The organism is Cryptosporangium japonicum (assembly GCF_039524755.1).
Taxonomy (GTDB): Bacteria; Actinomycetota; Actinomycetes; order Mycobacteriales; family Cryptosporangiaceae; genus Cryptosporangium; species Cryptosporangium japonicum.
Genome location: NZ_BAAAGX010000043.1, coordinates 39,976 through 55,543, shown reverse-complemented (window position 1 = coordinate 55,543; position 15,568 = coordinate 39,976). Strand labels below are relative to the sequence as shown.

Genomic DNA, 15,568 nt, shown 5'->3' with positions numbered 1-15,568 from the left:
GCGGCACCACTTCATACACTCCCTCGCACGCACCGGGATCTGGCAAGGGGCGAAAACGGTCATGCGCCGGCGCTCAAGGCTTCGGCAAGCCGTTCGAGTACGGAGTCGGCCTGCTCCTCGGTGATGACGAGCGGCGGCAGGAGCCGCAGCACCGCGTCGTGCCGGCCACCGAGTTCAACGAGCAGACCGCGCCGCAGACACTCCGTCCGTACCCGTCCGGCCAGCGCGGACGCCGCCGGCCGGGCCCCGAGGTGGTCGGGCTCCGCGTCGGCTTCCACCAGCTCGACGCCGAGCATCAACCCCTGGCCGCGGACGTCGCCGATCGCCGGGTGGTCGAGCGACTCGAGGCCCTCGCGCAGCCGGGCGCCGATCCGCTCGGCGTGGCGCGGCAGGTCGTTCTCCCGGACGAACCGGAGCGTCGCCGCGCCGGCCGCCATCGCCAGCGTGTTGCCGCGGAACGTGCCGGCGTGCGCGCCCGGCGCCCACACGTCGAGATCACCGCGGAAGACGACGACCGCGAGCGGCTGCCCGCCGCCGATCGCCTTGGAGGCGACGAGCACGTCCGGAACGATCCCGGACCGCTCGTGCGCCCACATCGTGCCGGTGCGACCCACGCCGGTCTGCACCTCGTCCACGATCAGCGGGACGCGATGAGACTGGGTCACCGCACGCATGCGCCGGAGCCAGTCGTCCGGCGCGGGGATGACGCCGCCCTCGCCCTGCACGACCTCCAGCAGCATCGCCGCCGGTATCGGCACACCGCTGTTCGGGTCGTCGAGCAGACGCTCCACGTAGGAGGCCGACGCGTGCGCCCCCAGGTCACCGCCGAGCCCGAGCGGACAGCGGTACGCGTACGGGTAGGGCAGCCGGGTGACGTCGAGCGCCGGGGCGCGTTTCCCGGTCGTGCCGCCCGACGCGGTGAGCGCGGCCAGCGTCATCCCGTGGTACGCGCCGGTGAACGCGGCGACGCCCCCGCGGTCGGTGGCGATCTGGGTGAGCTTCAGCGCGGCCTCGACCGCGTCGGTACCGGCCGGGCCGCAGAACTGGACCTTCGCGTTCCGGGCGAAGCCCGCGGGCAGCGTGGCGAACAGCTCGGTGGTGAACGCGTCCTTCTCGGGCGTCGCCAGGTCCAGCGTGTGCAGCGGGCGGCCGGCGTCGATCGTGCGGCGCAGCGCGTCGACGACGACCGGGTGGTTGTGCCCCAGCGCCAGCGTGCCCGCGCCGGACAGGCAGTCCAGATAGCTCCGCCCGTCGGCACCGTGGACCGTCATGCCCTCGGCCCGCACCGGAACGATCGGGAAGTGTCTGGCGTACGTGCGGGCGGAGGATTCCCGAGCGGTCTGGCGGTTGCGGATGCCGGTGTCGTCGACCCTGCTGAGCACGGTCATGGTGAGGGGACTTCCCTGAGTTGAGTGACCACGTTGGACTTAGGTGAGGCTTACCTCATCGAAAGTTCGAGAGATCGTCAACTCGACTCGCCGGGCGCGGGATCGCGGGCCTCGTCAGCGCGGTACGCCACGCCGGCGGCTGACCCAGGAACGCCGGCATCGCGAACTCGAAACCGTACGCACCGGCGTTGGGGAAGATCAGCAGGTCACCGGCTCGCACCCGGTCCACGGTGACGTCCCGCGCGAGCACGTCCTCCGGAGTGCAGAGCTCGCCGGACACCGTCACCCGGGCCCGTTCGGCCGTCGGGCGAGGAAGGCCGATCGGCCAGTCGTCGATCGGAACGACCGCGAAGTTGTGGCGGATCTCCCAGGACGTCGGCAGTTGGAAGTGGTTGATCCCGCCGCGGACGACGACGAAGACCTCCCCGTAGGCGTGCTTCACGTCGACGACCTCGGTGGCGTACCAGCCGACCGGGCCGGCCATCCAGCGGCCGGGTTCGAGGACGAGCTCGACGCCGTCCGGGACGTCGATCGACGCACCGAAGGCCGCGACGTCGAACTCGGGGCCGGGCTCGAACGGGATGCCGAGGCCGCCGCCCACGTCGATCGTCCGGAGTTCGAGACCGTGCGCGTCCGCCGTGCGCACGGCCCAGTCGATCGCACCCCGGACGTACTGCGCGTGCAGGTCGGCGTCCATGTTGCCGCTCACCGCGTGCAGGTGGAACCCGACGAAGCGGACGCCGGGGAGCGAGCCGAGCGCGCGGACCGCCGCCGGTATCTGCGGTTCCGGGATGCCGAACGGGCTGGGGAGACCACCCATCGTGAGGCCGTGGGAGTGGTCGATCGTGACCGGCGACCGTTCGGGGTTGACGCGGAGCGCGACCGGCACCTCGCGCCCCGGTGCGTGCCCGCTGACCGCGCGGGAGAGCCGGTGCAGTTCAAGAATGCTTTCGACGTTGATCGTGAGCTCGTGGCCGGCCGGGCTGTCCAGGGCCAGGAGACCGGCGAGCAACGTCGGGTTCTTCGCCGGTCCGCTCACGACGAGCCGCGGGATCTTGCCGGCCTTCCCGGCGGCGGCGATCGCGAGGCGGGCCTCCGAGACCGAGGCGACCTCGAACCCGTGCACGGTCTCCGCGAGCGTGGTGAGCAGCGGGGGGAACGAGTTCGCCTTGACCGCGTAGAAAACTTTCGCCCGCGACGGAAGCGCCCGGACCAGGCCCTCGGCCCGCTCCGTCGCGGCGGCGAGGTCGTAGAGGTACCCGCCGACCGGCTCACCGGAGTTACGCGAGGCGAGCGCCGCCGCCCGCACCGCAGCGGGTACCGCGTCGACCGGCAGAGCGTCCGTGCCCTCGAACGAACGGGGCAGTTCCACCGTTGTCCTTTCGTTCCACTGGGTCCGACGGCAGGCTACGCGAATGACGACAGTTCGGACGCCCCGCGTCCGAGTTGGTGTGGAGGGCGAGCATCGGTGAGTCAGGATGGTGACGTGAGCCGGGACAAGGACGCAAAGCCACGCTGCGGTGCCGTTACTCGTTCGGGCCAGCCGTGCCGGAACACCGTCGCCAGCCCAGGCGAACGCTGCCGCCTCCACCAGGCCTCCGGCGCGCCGAGGGAGCCCGGCGAACAGGCTGCCGGTGACGCTGGGGCCGATGGAGCTCCTCGCGGTGAGAGCACCGATGGTGAAGGTGCGGGCGGGGAGGTTCGGGGGCGGCGGGGGCCGGTGCGTGGGGTGCGGCGGGCGGGGAGCTCGGCGCCTCGGCGGCCTGCTACTACGCCGCGGAAGAACACTCGTCCTCGGCGGGTGTCACCGCCGGTTGACGCGCCGCCGCAGGAGTTCATGCCGCCGCCCCGGCCTCGCAAAACCACTCGCCCGCGGGTCACCGAGGAACCGCCAGCCTCCGACCCAGCACCTCCCGCTGACACAGGCTCACCGCCTCCCGTCGACACCCCGCCGACCACCGGCGTCTCAACATCAGCGGAGGCCACCAGCGCAACCGATGCCACCGCCCCGGGGGGCGCCGAGAAGGACGAGCAGCCTCGGGATCCGCGGCTCGATCGGGCCGCCGCGCGGTGCGCCTCGGCGATCAACAACGGGGCCTTGGACGCCGTCGACGCGCTCGCGGTGCCTTACCTCGGCGAAGCCGGCTGGAACCAGCTGCGCGACGCCTGGCGCACGGAGAACTGTGTGCTCGTGGCGAAGGTCGCCCGCCAGGCCCTGCAGTCCCCGGCCCGCCTGCACGACGCCGCGGGCAAGCTCGCGGCTCAGGTCTGGACGTGGCTCGGGCGGCCCTGGGTGGAGCAGATGATGGTGCGTGAGGTCGTGAAGCGGCTGCCGATTCTCGGGGAGGCCCAGGTGCGCCCGGTGGCGCGTGCCGTCCAGCTCGCCGGGATGCGGCTCTGCCACGCCCACGACAGTGACCTCACGCGCTGCCCGTGCTTCGTCGATCTGGTCGAGCACGAAGGCGAACGTCGCCCCAAACAACTGCTGGAAGCCGCCCCGAAAGGCTGGTCCGGCCTGTCCCGCCTGCGCTAACCGTCCGAACCGCGGGCCAGGACTTCGGCTACCCGGGTCGGCTCGCGCCCCAACAGCATCGAGAGCACACGCGAGTTACCCACCAGGCCGTGGGCGTCGTAATACGCGAACATCGCCCCCAACGCGGCACCCGCATATCCCGGCGAACCAGTCCGGTCCTGGCGCTCGGCCCGCGCCTCCATCAACGAAGCCACCGAGGCCACCGACAACAGCTCGGGGCCGGCGAGCTGATAGGTCGCGTACGAGTGCCCTTCCTCGACCAGCACCCGGGCCGCCACGAACGCCACGTCGAGCAGGTCGACGAACGCGAACCGCGCGTCGATCGAGTAAGGCACCTGGAAGGACCGGAGGTTCTGGGTGTAGGCGCAGGGCTGGAGCACGGTCCAGTCCCGGCCGGACGCGTACAGCAGCTCCTCGCTCCGCATCTTGGCCCAGTGGTGCGGCATCGCCTCCACCGCCGGGTGCAGCACCGAGTGGTACACGACCCGTTCCACCCCGGCCGCGAGCACGTTGGCCACCAGTTCCGGCTCGGCCGGATGGACGTTCGGCGCGATCACGTACACCGCCGACGTACCGGCGAGCGCGGACGCGACCTGCTCGGCGTCGAACAGATCGACGGGCACCGTCTCGGTGGCCTCGACCACCCGACCCGGGCGCACCAGCGCCCGGGTCGGAACACCCCGCGCGGCGAGCGCGGCCAGCACCGCCCGCCCGGTCTTGCCGGCGGCGCCGGTCACCGCGATCACAGCACGTCCACGTCCGCGTGGGTGCGGCCGCCGGCCAGGGCCGGGAAGCCGGGACCCCGGTCGAAGAACGCTTCGGACGTCGACGTGCGCGAGGCCCGGAGCGCGTCGGACGCGTCGACGTCGATCGAACCGTCGGGGCCCAGGACGACCCCGTAGTCGTTACGCGCGCCGGCGACCGACACCTTGCCCCACTCCAGGTCCCGCGCGACCTCCTCGTACGGCCGCTCGAACGGGTCGCCCCACCCGCCGCCGCCGGTGGTCCGGATGCGGATCACCTCACCGGCACGCACCGGCTCGGAGTCGGCCAGCGCGTCCACGACCCGCTCGTTCTCACCGCCCGGATCGATGACGACCTCGAACGGCCGGCCGGCGCGCCCACCATTCACACCCCAGCACGCCAGCAGCGACCGGTCCGCGATCGACATGAACGACGCGTTACGCAGCATCCGGACGTGCTTCTCGTACCCGAGCCCGCCGCGGTACCGCCCGGCGCCGCCGGAGTCGACGGCGAGGCCGAGCGACTCGACCACGAACGGCCACCGCGCCTCGGCGAACTCCACCGGGATGTTCCGCGAGTCCGGGACGACGTGGATCGTGTCCTCGCCGTCGGCGTAGTACCGGCCGCCGGAGCCACCGCCGAGCACTTCACGCATCAGGTATGGATCCCCGAGAGCATCGGTCCCGTACACCCCGGTGTAGCGGATGGTCTCCTGGTCGGCGGGCATGCGGCCGTCCACAGCCTTCGCCACGACACCCGCCAGCACACCGAGGAGGCGGAGAATGACGAACGTCCGAGCGTTGGTCGGGGCGGGGAAAACCGGCGTCAGGAGCGTCCCCGGCGGCGGGAACTTCATCTCGATCAGCGGGATGACACCCTCGTTGACGTCGAGCTCGGCCATCCGTTCCGGCGAATCGGCGAGGTTACGCAGGATCGGCGCCAGCCACTTGGCCAGGAAGTTGCCGTCGGAGTAGTTCGCGCAGTGGTTGATCGGGCCCTTGGCCTGCGGTGACGTCCCGGTGAAGTCGAGGATCAGCTTGCCGTCGGTCACCCCGTCGCCGGCCGAGACCTTGGTCAGCGTGATCCGCTGGGCGTGCAGCTTGGGCTCGTCGACGCCGTCGTGCTCGGCGTAGTCCTCCCAGACGTACGAACCGTCGGGAATCTTCGAGAGGAGCTCCTGCTGGAACACCCGGGTCGTGTTGGCCAGGATCGCGTCGAAACAGGCTTCGACGGTCTCCCGGCCGTACCGCGCGAACAGCTCACCGAGCCGCCGCGCGCCCATCAGGCAGGCCGAGCACTCGGCGTCGAGGTCGGCGGCGAGCGAGTCGGGCATCCGCGAGTTGCGGGTCATGATCTTGAGCGCGGCCTCGTTCGGCACACCGGCGTCCCAGAGACGGATCGGAGGCACCATCAGGCCCTCTTCGAACACGCTGGTCGCCGCGGACGGCATCGAGCCCGGCACCGCACCGCCGATGTCGTCGTGGTGGCCGAAAGCCTGCACGAACGCGACGACGGAGCCCTCGTGGAACACCGGCACGGTGACGCAGAGGTCCGGCAGGTGCCCGATACCTCCCTCGGACAGGTAGACGTCGTTGTGGAAGAAGACGTCGCCGGGCCGCATCGAGTCCAGCGGGTAGTCGCGGGCCACCGGCTGCACCAGCGCCGAGTACGAGCGGCCGGTGAGTTTGCGCAGCTTGCGGTCGTGGATGCCGGCGCGGAAGTCGTGCGCGTCCCGGATCATCGGCGAGCGGGCGGTGCGTCCGATCGCGGTCTCGACTTCCAGTTCGATGGCCGCGAGCGTGCCCTCGACGATTTCCAGGACGATCGGATCGACGCTCATTTGCTGATCACCAGGTTCCCGTAGGAGTCGACGACAACGGTGAAGCCCGGGTGCAGCGGCACGGTCGAGCCGTACTCCTCGATGATCGCCGGGCCGGCGATCGTGTTGCCGGGGCTGAGATCGGGGCGCCAGTAGATCGGGGTGTCCTGGTAGCCCTGGGCGGCGTCGAAGCAAACCGGGCGCGTGCCGGTCGGAGCGGGAAGCTCTCCGGGGGCCAGCGCGACCAGTTCCGGCCGACGGATCGGCCCCACGCCGGTGACCCGCAGGTTCACCCATTCGACCTGCTGTTCCGGCTTGTCCCGGAAGCTGTAGCCGTAGGTCTGCTCGTGCACGTCGTGGAACGCTTCCCGGGCGGCGTCCAGGTCCAGCCCGGAGACTGGCACCCGCACCTCGAACGCCTGCCCGTAGTACCGCAGGTCAGCGGTGCGCACGTACTGCTGCTCGGCCCGCGGGAACCCTTCGCCGTCGAGCGCCAGAGCGGCCTGCGCCTCCAGCGCTTCGAATGCCGACGCGACCCGGGAGGGGTCCAGCGCCGAGTGACGGGAGACCAGCGTCTGCACGTAGTCGTTCTTCACGTCGACGGTGAGCAGGCCGAACGCCGAAAGGTTGCCGGGGTCACGCGGGACCAGCACCGACGCGCACCCGAGGATGTCGACCAGCCGGCACAGCAGCAGCGACCCGGACCCGCCGAACGTCACCAGCGTGAAGTCACGGACGTCCAGGCCACGCTTCACCGTCACCTGGCGCAGCGCGTTGGCCTGGTTCCAGGCCGAGATCTCGAGCACACCGGCGGCCACCGACGGCAGGTCGAGCCCGAGCGAGTCGCCGAGCTTCTCCAGCCCGGAGACCGCGGCGGAGACGTCCAGCGGCACCTCGCCGCCGAGCAGGTGCGGGGGGATCCGGCCGAGGACGACGTGCGCGTCGGTGACCGTCGGTTCGGTGCCGCCGCGCCCGTAGCAGAGCGGGCCGGGGTCCGCGCCGGCCGACCGCGGGCCGACCTTCAGCGTGCCCTCGCGGGACAGCCACGCGACCGAGCCACCACCGGCGCCGACGGTCACCACGTCGATCATCGGGATCTTCGACGGGTACGCGCCGACGGTGCCCTCGGTGGTCAGCGTCGGCTCACCGTTGAGGACCACGCTGACGTCGGTCGACGTGCCACCGCCGTCACACGTGAGCACGCGCTCGAACCCGGCCGCACCGGCCACCAGCGCGGCCCCCAGCGCACCGGCCGCCGGACCGGACAGCACGGTGGTGATCGGCTGGTGCACGACCTCCTCGGCCGAGAGCACGCCACCGTTGGACTTCATGACGTAGAACGGCACGCCCTCCGGCAGCCGCGACGAGATCCCGCGCACGTACGCACCGACCCGGGGCTTCACCGCGGCGTCGACGAGCGTGGTCATCGCGCGCTCGTACTCCCGGTACTCGCGGAGCACGTCGCTGGAGAGCGAGACCACCGCGTCCGGGTGCTCTTCGGCCAGCACGTCGCGCATTTTCAGCTCGTGGGAAGCGTCGGCGTAGGCGTGGAGGAAACACACGCCGAGCGTGTCGACGCCCTGCTCGCGGAACCACCGCGCGACCTCGCGCGCCTGGGCCTCGTCGAACGGGCGGATCTCCGCGCCGGTGTGGTCGAGCCGGCCGCCGACCGTCTTGACCAGGTCAGCGGGGACGATGCGCGGCGGCTTCACCCAGAAGTACGAGTTGCCGTAGCCGTCCGGGACGCTCTGCCGGGCGATCTCGAGCAGGAACCCGAAACCCTCGGTGGTGATGAACCCGAGGCGACCGACCTTGCCCTCGAGCAACTGGTTCGTGGCGACGGTGGTGCCGTGCACGAACGCGGTGACCTCGTTCTCGCCCTCGAGGAGGGAGAGCACTTTCCGGACGCCGTCCAGGAACCCTTCGGCGGGGTCGCTCGGCGTGGAGGGCGTCTTCGTCGTGACGAGACGACCGCTCTCCTCGTCGATCGCGACCACGTCGGTGAACGTGCCGCCGGTGTCGATGCCGATGCGCAGCCGTCGCGCCATGCGCTGCCTCCCTGACTGGAGCTCTTCACCCGAATTCAACGGGCAAGATCCGCCAGGTTCGTCGTCAAGTTCTGCTAAGGCGGCGGCGCGTTACGTGGTGGCGGCTGCCAGCGCGGTGAGCGTCGAACCGAGCGGGGCGTCGATGCGGACCAGCGCGTGCTCGTCGCCGCGGGTGGGGCCGGAGTTGATGATCGCCACCGGGATACCGGCTTGTTTCGCCTGGACGACGAACCGGCGCCCGGAGTACACGGTCAACGAGGAGCCGAGCACGAGCAGCAGGCCCGCCTCGGCGACCGCCTGCTGGCACCGCGCGACCCGCTCCTTGGGGACGCTCTCGCCGAAGAACACCACGTCGGGCTTGAGGACGCCGCCGCAGCCGGTGCAGTCGACGACGGTGAACCGGTCGAGGTGCTCCTCGGGCAGGTCGACGTCACCGTCGGGGTTGACGGTGTCGGGGTCGAAGTCGTGTCCGAACCCGTCGTTCGCGGCGCGGAGACGGTCGTCGAGCTCGAGCCGGGGGCTGTGTTCGCCGCAGTCGAGGCAGACCACGTGGTCCAGTGAGCCATGCAGCTCGATGACGTCGTCCGCGCCGCCGGCCTGGTGCAGCCCGTCGACGTTCTGGGTGATGATCGGACCGACCAGGCCGTTGCGCTGCAGGGCCGCGACCGCGCGGTGCCCGTCGTTGGGCTCGGCGCGGGAGATCATCCGCCAGCCGAGGAAGCTGCGCGCCCAGTAGCGGCGCCGGGCGACGACGTCGCGGGTGAACGCCTGGTAGGTCATCGGGGTGTGGTTGCGCTTGAAGGCGCCGGACGGGCCTCGGTAGTCGGGGATGCCGGACTCGGTGGAGAGACCGGCGCCGCTGAGAACGACGACGTCGCCATCACGGACGAGCGTGATGAGGTCGGTGTCGGGGACCGTGAGCGTCACGGCACCAATGGTGCCTCAGTGTGGTTCGAACAGCAGGAACCAGCGGTGCCCGGACGGGTCGACGATCACGCCGGCGCGCCCGTACGGGCCGTCGGTGACCGGGCGCTCCAGCGTGGCACCCGCGGCCACGGCGCGCTGGGCGACCGCGTCGACCTCGTCGGCGGACGCGAGCGAGAGGTGCAGCGTCACGCTGACGCCACCCAGGCTCGGCGGCGCCTGCAGACCCATCTCGGGGAACTCCTCGGCGAAGAACAGGCGCAGCGGGCCGATCTGCAGCGTGACGTGGCCGATCTTCCCGTCGGGCATGATCGTCGGCTGGTCGACCACCTCGGCGCCGAACGCCGCGACGTAGAAGTCGATCGCGCGCCGGGCGTCGACCACCGCCAGGTACGGGCTGAACTGCTTGATCGTGATCGGCAGGGTCATCAGGTCCTCCTCGGATCGGCGGGGAATCGGGCCGGCCAGGGCCTCGCCCAGCCGGCGCCGCAGCGCGGCGGCGAACTCCGGGTCGGGGCGCTGCGGCGTGCCCGGGTCGCGAAGGGCGTCCAGCGGATCGGTCATGGCTGCTCCCCCTCCTCGTAGGCGACGCGGAACGCGGCTCTCGCGCGGACGATCAACGCCTCGGTGGCGTGCCTGGTGCGCCCCAGCAGGCGCGCGACCTCGGGCACCGGCAGGTCGTCGACGTAGCGCAGGGTGAGCGCGGCCCGGTTGGCCGGCCCGAGTCGCTGCAGGACCTCGCGGGCTCGCAGCACGTCGAGCCGCGCGTCCCAGGGATCGTCGGGCCGTTCGACCACGTACAGCGTGCGCTGCTCCCGCGCTTCCTTCCGCCAGTGGTCGACGAGCTTGTTCCGCGCGACGGTGATCAGCCAGGCCACGGTGGGGCTGGCGCCCCGGCGCACCGCGGTGACCGCCGCGAGGAACGTCTCGCCGGTCAGGTCCTCGGCCAGCGCGGTACTACCGCACCGCGCCCGCAGGTACCCGTAGACGTCGGGGAGCGCGTGGTCGTACAGCGCCAGCAGCGCGGCGCTGCGGTCGGCGTACTCCGGTTCGCTGCTCACACGTGTTCATCGTTCGGGAGGTGGGAACTCCGACGGTCGGAATAGCTGTCGTCCGGCGACGAGTTGGGAGAAGCATGCCACTTACCGGTGAATACGAGCCGAGCCCGTCCGAATGGTCGCGTGAGCAGGCCGAGAAGTTCGAAGCGAGCAACGGCGCCGAGGCGAACACGATGCGCGGCGTTCCGATCATTCTGCTGACGTCGGTCGGCGCGAAGAGCGGCAAGCTGCGCAAGGCGCCGCTGATGCGGGTGGAGCACGAGGGCGAGTACGCCGTCGTGGCGTCGCTCGGCGGGGCACCGAAGAACCCCGTCTGGTACTACAACGTGGTCAAGAACCCGCACGTCGAGCTGCGTGACGGCGCCGTGGTCAAGGACTACGAGGCGCGTGAGGTCCACGGCGACGAGTACGAGACCTGGTGGAAGCGTTCGGTCGCGGTGTGGCCCGACTACGCGGAGTACCAGAAGAAGACCGACCGGAAGATCCCGCTGTTCGTGCTGACGCCGATCGAGGCCTGATTCTCTCCTGCGGCCCGGTGCGTCACGTACCGGGCCGCAGGGTGCCGAACGCGTAGTCGGCCGCGGCGACCGCGTCGGGGTAGTGGGAGTCGGCCGAGCGGCCCTCGACGAGGTGCCGCCAGTTGTCCCGCGCGAGCACCCGCTGCACCGCGAGCACCTGGGCGGCCCGGAGCTCCGCGGCCAGCGCGCCGGTACCGTCCGGCGCCGCGACCAGCGCCTCGGCCAGCGCGCGCTCGTCCTCGTCGGCGAAAGCGGCCCTCCGCGCGGCCAGCGCCGGTGTCTCGAACACCAGGCGGTGGTAGGCCAGGACCTCCGGCACGTCGTTGAGCCCGGTCACCGGGTCGCGCCGGGTCAGCCCGTCGACGAAGTGCCGGTGCAGCGCGTCGATCGGGTCGGCGTGGCCCCGGACCACCCGCGCGGCCTCCCCCAGGTGGTCACCGATCCGGTGCAGCACCAGGTCTTCCTTCGTCGGGAAGTAGCGGAACAACGTCGGCTTCGACACGTCGGCCGCCTCCGCGACGTCGGCCACCGACACCGCGTCGAAACCACGCTCCAGGAACAGGCCGATCGCGGTCGCGGAGATCGTGTCGTGCGTGCGCTGACGCTTGCGCTCCCGAAGCCCGGCCACGTCCGGAACGTACCCGGGCGTCAGCCCAGTGCGCGACCGCGCCCGGCGGCCTTGGCCCGGTAGAGCTGCTCGTCGGCGGCCTCGGTCAGCTCGTCGACCCGGTTGGCCGCACCGGACGCGTGCCCGGCGCTGACGCTCACCCGCAGCCCCGGCGCGACGGCGTTCCAATCGTGGTCCGCGACGGCACGCACGACGTCGTCCACCCGGAAGCTGACCTCCGGGCGGCCGGACAGGTCGACGAGCAGCATGAACTCGTCGCCGCCGCGCCGGACGGCCAGGTCGGTCGACGTGCGTACCGCCGCCTGCAGCACCGCGCCGATCACCTGGAGGACCTTGTCCCCGACCGCGTGGCCGAACGTGTCGTTCACCGACTTGAAGTGGTCGACGTCGAGGAGCACGACCGCGAGCCGGTTCTGCTCACCCCGCCCACGCAGACGCGCGACGAACCGCGTCTCGGCGTGCCGGTTCGCGAGCCCGGTCAGCCCGTCGGCCAGGGCCTGCCTGCTCAGCTGCTCGCTCTCGCGCAACACGCGCTCGGCCGTCAACCGGGCCCTGGCCGCGGCCAGCATCCCGAGCCGGTCCTGCCAGCGCAGACCGGCCAGCCGGCGGGCGTACCCGGCCGCGGCGCTCTCCTCGGACGCGGACTGCGCGGCGAGGTACCAGGCCAGCGTCGTGATGCTCGACCGGTGGTCACCGAGCAGGCCGGCGGCGCGCGTCGCCACCTCGACCGAGCGGGCCACGTCGCCGGCGTCGGCGGCACGCACCGCGTCGGCGAGCAGGATGCAGGCGCGGTACCCGTGCCAGGTGCTCTCGGCGAGCGCGTCCCACAGTTCTCCGCCCTCGTCCCCGCCGGCGGTCGAGTCGACGACCGCGTCGAGGAAGTACTCCAGCGCGCGCATCTCGATCGCCCAGGCCGGTGGCAGCTCGGCGCGTTCGGCCGGGCTGGGGCGCGTCGCGTCCCGGGCCACCGCCCGCGCCCGGTCCCGCTGCCCCACCTCGATCAGCGCGCTGACCAGCGTGGTGACGCCCTCCAAGCGGTTGACGACGAGCACCCGCCTGGTGTGGTCACCGACGTGTCGCGCCGACTCCGGCAGCGGCCGGGTGAGCGCGTCGCACGCACGCTGGTACATCTCGTCCTCGAGCTCCCAGAGCCCCTGCTGGTGGTACACGTTCCCGCACTCGACGAACGCGTTCGGCAGCTCCAGCGCACGCAGCCCGAGCTCGTCCGGTTCGCTGTCCGCGATCTGCTCCAGGATCGCGACGGCCCGCGCGAGGCCACCACCGAGATCCTCGCCGGTGGCGGCGTCACCGTCGTCGAGGAACAGCGCGCGTGACGCCAGGGCCAGCGCGATCAGGATCTCGTCGCCGAACGCCTCGGCGGCCTGCCGCATCGCGTCGCAGTTCGCCCGTACCTCGTCGGCCGGGCGGCCCTGCAGGCTGGAGTGGAGCACCTGGCTGTGCCGGAGGAGAACCTCGACCTCGCTCCAGCCCGCGGCGACGGCCTGGTCGGCGAACCGGTCCACCAGGTCGGGGCGGGGAGCGGACTGGATCTGCTCGATGAGTGCGTGGGCCACGATGCGCGCCGCGAAACGGTCAGCCGGGAGCGTCGCCGACGCCTCCACGATCCGTTTCACTCGAACCACCCACGCCGCGACCCGATATCACCGTGCCGCCGGAGCGGGCAGCGGTAACCAGGAGCAACCAGTGCTCACTTTCAGCACTCTAACTCTCACGGGCGAGCCGCTAGCGGTTTGCCGGGGAACTCACGAACTCGGCCACGTGGTCGGCCACGGACTGCCGGAACGTCCGCGGCGCGGACCCCAGGACGTCGAGCACGGTCGAGGTGACGAACGCGGGCCGACCCATGGTCGCGCCCCAGGCGGCGAGCAGCATGTCCACGACCGGGCCCGGCCAGGTCGCCGCCGTCTCCCGGCGGAACTCGTCGGGCGAGAGTTCCTGGAATTCGATCGGCCGACCCAGGACCTCGCCGATGATCGCCACCTGCTCCGCCTGGCCGAGCGACTCCGGGCCGGTCACCACGTGGTCGCCGCCGGCGTGCCCGTCCCCGTGCAGCGTCCGCGCCGCGACGGCGGCCACGTCACGATCGTCGACCGGTGCCGTCTCGGCGCCACCGTAGGGCCACCGGACCGGCTGACCGGCCCGGATCGCCGGCGCCCACCAGGCGAACGCGTTCGACGCGAACATTCCCGGCCGGATGATCGTCGACTCCGCTCCGGACGCCGCGATCAGCCGTTCGATCCGGTCGTGGAGCTCCGCCATCGGGTTGGCCTGCTGGAAGAACGGGTGCGGCGTCCGGTGCGGGGAGGAGAGGAACACGATGCGTCCCGCCTGCGCGGCGAGGCGCTCGACCACCGCCGGAACGGTGTCCGGTGGCGCGGTCCAGACCAGAAAGACGGTGCTGACGTCACGCAGCGCGGTCTCGAGCGAGTCGGGCACGGTGAGGTCGCCGGTGACGACCTCGACGTCCGGCGGGAACGTCGCCACCGCCTCGGCGCGACGGGTCAGGGCGCGAACCGGCACCCCGGCCCGGGTCAGGTTCTCGACGACGAGGCTCCCGACGCGACCAGTGGCGCCGGTGACCAGCACTGACATAGGAATCCGTTCCTCGGTTAAATATGTTACCGAGTAACGATATCAGTGCGGGTCGTCGTCTCGGCGACCACTCGGCCGCGGAACACCACCCAGCGCGGTGCCGCGTGGTGACGCAGCACGTCGACCACCCGCTCGGCGTCGTGCACGACGAAGTTGGCCGGGGCGCCGTCGGCGAGGCGGTGGTGCTCGACCCCGAACACCCGGGCCGCGTCGGTGGTGACCAGGTCGAGCAGGGCCTGCTGGGCGGCCGCGGTGCGGAACTCGAGCAGGTGCGCGGCCAGGAACGCGACCTCCCAGAGGTTGGCCCGGCCGAACGGGTAGTAGGCGTCCTCGATGTCGTCCTGCCCGAGCGCCACCGGGATCCCCAGGTCACGGAAGAGCGCCACCGGCAGGTGCAGCGGGCCGGTCTGCGGATCGCTGACGAACCCGAGCCCGGCTCGCTTCGCCAGGCCGGCCAGCCGGAGCAGGGACGGCTGCGGGTAGAGCGCGAGCGCACGCGCGTGGCAGGCCACCCCCCGGCCGACCAGCCCGTGCTCGAGCATCGCGGCCGCGAGCATCTCGGTGGTGCGCAGGGTCGGGTCGCCGGCGTCGTCGGTGAGCATCGCGACACGTTTGCCTTCGCGGGCGGCGAGCGCGCACGCCCACTCGACGTGCTCGCGGGCGTCGGCGTCGGTGTGCTCGATCCAGGGGATGCCGCCCACGACGTCGGCGCCCAGGCGGAGCGCCTCCTCGCACAGCTGCGCCGCGCCCGGGTCACGCACGACCCCGTCCTGCGGAAAAGCCACGATTCTGACGTCGAGCAGCGCGGCGAACTCGCGGCGGGCCTCGGCGACCGCGCGGAACCCCTCGAGGCCGGCCGCGGTGTCGACGTCCACGAACGCCTGGACGTGCAGGGTGCCGTGCCGGACGGCCTCGGTGAGCGCGCGCCGCACCGGCGGGAGGGCATCGGTGCTCCGGTAGCCGGTCTTCACCGCGCTGGCCAGCTCGATCGACGTCATCGCACCGGCCATGCCGTCGTCGGTGTAGGCCGAGAGCGCGGCGTCGCCGACCCGGTCGAGCGTGTGCACCTTGTCCAGGTGCAGGTGGTTGTCCACGGCCGACTCGGTGACCAGCCGCCCGCCCGCCGCGATCACCCGCGCAGCCGGGGCGTTCGGAGCCGCTCCGGCGCTCCCACGGGGGAGGACGCGCAGGCGGGCATCGGTGACCGCCAGGTCGACGACCCGGCCGTCACGCAGCCGCGCGTCGGTGACGAGCAGGTCCACGCCGCCTCCCCCTCCGCCGAGAACCCGACCCGA

At 71.9% G+C, this 15,568-nt stretch carries 14 protein-coding genes; 2 read left to right on the top strand and 12 right to left on the bottom strand.

Translation table 11 applies throughout. The features are described 5' to 3' along the window. Window positions 1-59: 59 nt before the first annotated feature. Window positions 60-1,388 carry a diaminobutyrate--2-oxoglutarate transaminase family protein gene (locus ABD437_RS40260; protein WP_344654256.1) on the bottom strand — a complete coding sequence of 443 codons (1,329 nt, stop codon included), beginning with the start codon at window positions 1,386-1,388 and terminating at the stop codon, window positions 60-62. A 55-nt stretch (window positions 1,389-1,443) separates the two neighbouring features. Beyond that, window positions 1,444-2,760 carry a type III PLP-dependent enzyme domain-containing protein gene (locus tag ABD437_RS40255; RefSeq protein ID WP_344654255.1) on the bottom strand — a complete coding sequence of 439 codons (1,317 nt, stop codon included), beginning with the start codon at window positions 2,758-2,760 and terminating at the stop codon, window positions 1,444-1,446. 726 nt (window positions 2,761-3,486) lie between these two features. On the opposite strand from ABD437_RS40255, the gene ABD437_RS40250 reads away from it, so the two are divergent. Next, window positions 3,487-3,921, top strand: a complete 435-nt coding sequence (locus ABD437_RS40250) for a hypothetical protein (protein ID WP_344654254.1) — start codon at window positions 3,487-3,489, stop codon at window positions 3,919-3,921. On the opposite strand, the gene ABD437_RS40245 is transcribed toward ABD437_RS40250, so the two are convergent. The 6 genes from ABD437_RS40245 to ABD437_RS40220 all read right to left on the bottom strand — a co-directional run bounded on the left by ABD437_RS40245 (window position 3,918) and on the right by ABD437_RS40220 (window position 10,517). Further along, window positions 3,918-4,667 carry an NAD(P)H-binding protein gene (locus tag ABD437_RS40245; RefSeq protein WP_344654253.1) on the bottom strand — a complete coding sequence of 250 codons (750 nt, stop codon included), beginning with the start codon at window positions 4,665-4,667 and terminating at the stop codon, window positions 3,918-3,920. The genes ABD437_RS40250 and ABD437_RS40245 overlap by 4 nt on opposite strands. Further along, window positions 4,664-6,505 carry a hydantoinase B/oxoprolinase family protein gene (locus ABD437_RS40240; RefSeq protein ID WP_344654252.1) on the bottom strand — a complete coding sequence of 614 codons (1,842 nt, stop codon included), beginning with the start codon at window positions 6,503-6,505 and terminating at the stop codon, window positions 4,664-4,666. Before ABD437_RS40240 ends, ABD437_RS40245 begins: the two co-directional genes overlap by 4 nt. Further along, the gene (locus tag ABD437_RS40235) at window positions 6,502-8,532 is read right to left on the bottom strand and encodes a hydantoinase/oxoprolinase family protein (protein ID WP_344654251.1); all 2,031 of its coding nucleotides are present in this window, start codon (window positions 8,530-8,532) and stop codon (window positions 6,502-6,504) included. Before ABD437_RS40235 ends, ABD437_RS40240 begins: the two co-directional genes overlap by 4 nt. A 90-nt stretch (window positions 8,533-8,622) precedes the next feature. Next, entirely contained in the window at window positions 8,623-9,459 is an 837-nt protein-coding gene (locus ABD437_RS40230) for an NAD-dependent protein deacetylase (protein WP_344654250.1), read from the bottom strand. A gap of 15 nt (window positions 9,460-9,474) precedes the next feature. Next, window positions 9,475-10,020 carry a VOC family protein gene (locus ABD437_RS40225; RefSeq protein WP_344654249.1) on the bottom strand — a complete coding sequence of 182 codons (546 nt, stop codon included), beginning with the start codon at window positions 10,018-10,020 and terminating at the stop codon, window positions 9,475-9,477. Further along, window positions 10,017-10,517 carry an RNA polymerase sigma factor gene (locus ABD437_RS40220; protein ID WP_344654248.1) on the bottom strand — a complete coding sequence of 167 codons (501 nt, stop codon included), beginning with the start codon at window positions 10,515-10,517 and terminating at the stop codon, window positions 10,017-10,019. Before ABD437_RS40220 ends, ABD437_RS40225 begins: the two co-directional genes overlap by 4 nt. A gap of 74 nt (window positions 10,518-10,591) precedes the next feature. Between ABD437_RS40220 and ABD437_RS40215 the strand changes: the two genes are divergently transcribed. Further along, window positions 10,592-11,032, top strand: a complete 441-nt coding sequence (locus ABD437_RS40215; RefSeq protein WP_344654247.1) for a nitroreductase family deazaflavin-dependent oxidoreductase — start codon at window positions 10,592-10,594, stop codon at window positions 11,030-11,032. A gap of 22 nt (window positions 11,033-11,054) precedes the next feature. Here the strand turns inward: ABD437_RS40215 and ABD437_RS40210 are convergent, their stop codons facing one another. The 4 genes from ABD437_RS40210 to ABD437_RS40195 form a co-directional block, all read right to left on the bottom strand. Beyond that, a complete protein-coding gene (locus ABD437_RS40210; RefSeq protein WP_344654246.1) occupies window positions 11,055-11,660 on the bottom strand; it encodes a TetR family transcriptional regulator in 606 nt (201 codons plus the stop codon). Between the two features lie 20 nt (window positions 11,661-11,680). Beyond that, window positions 11,681-13,294: a GGDEF domain-containing protein gene (locus tag ABD437_RS40205; RefSeq protein WP_344654245.1), complete on the bottom strand. Its 1,614-nt coding sequence runs from the start codon at window positions 13,292-13,294 to the stop codon at window positions 11,681-11,683. Between the two features lie 109 nt (window positions 13,295-13,403). Continuing rightward, entirely contained in the window at window positions 13,404-14,267 is an 864-nt protein-coding gene (locus ABD437_RS40200) for an NAD(P)H-binding protein (protein WP_344654300.1), read from the bottom strand. A gap of 32 nt (window positions 14,268-14,299) precedes the next feature. After that, complete coding sequence (locus ABD437_RS40195; protein ID WP_344654244.1) at window positions 14,300-15,535, bottom strand: amidohydrolase family protein; 1,236 nt, start codon at window positions 15,533-15,535, stop codon at window positions 14,300-14,302. Window positions 15,536-15,568 lie beyond the last annotated feature (33 nt).

What these genes read in the sequence shown, in the direction of transcription:
- ABD437_RS40260 (WP_344654256.1), bottom strand. Translation starts at nt 1,388, where the DNA reads ATGACCGTGCTCAGCAGGGTCGACGACACCGGCATCCGCAACCGCCAG.
- ABD437_RS40240 (WP_344654252.1), bottom strand. Translation starts at nt 6,505, where the DNA reads ATGAGCGTCGATCCGATCGTCCTGGAAATCGTCGAGGGCACGCTCGCG.
- ABD437_RS40235 (WP_344654251.1), bottom strand. Translation starts at nt 8,532, where the DNA reads ATGGCGCGACGGCTGCGCATCGGCATCGACACCGGCGGCACGTTCACC.
- ABD437_RS40225 (WP_344654249.1), bottom strand. Translation starts at nt 10,020, where the DNA reads ATGACCGATCCGCTGGACGCCCTTCGCGACCCGGGCACGCCGCAGCGC.
- ABD437_RS40215 (WP_344654247.1), top strand. Translation starts at nt 10,592, where the DNA reads ATGCCACTTACCGGTGAATACGAGCCGAGCCCGTCCGAATGGTCGCGT.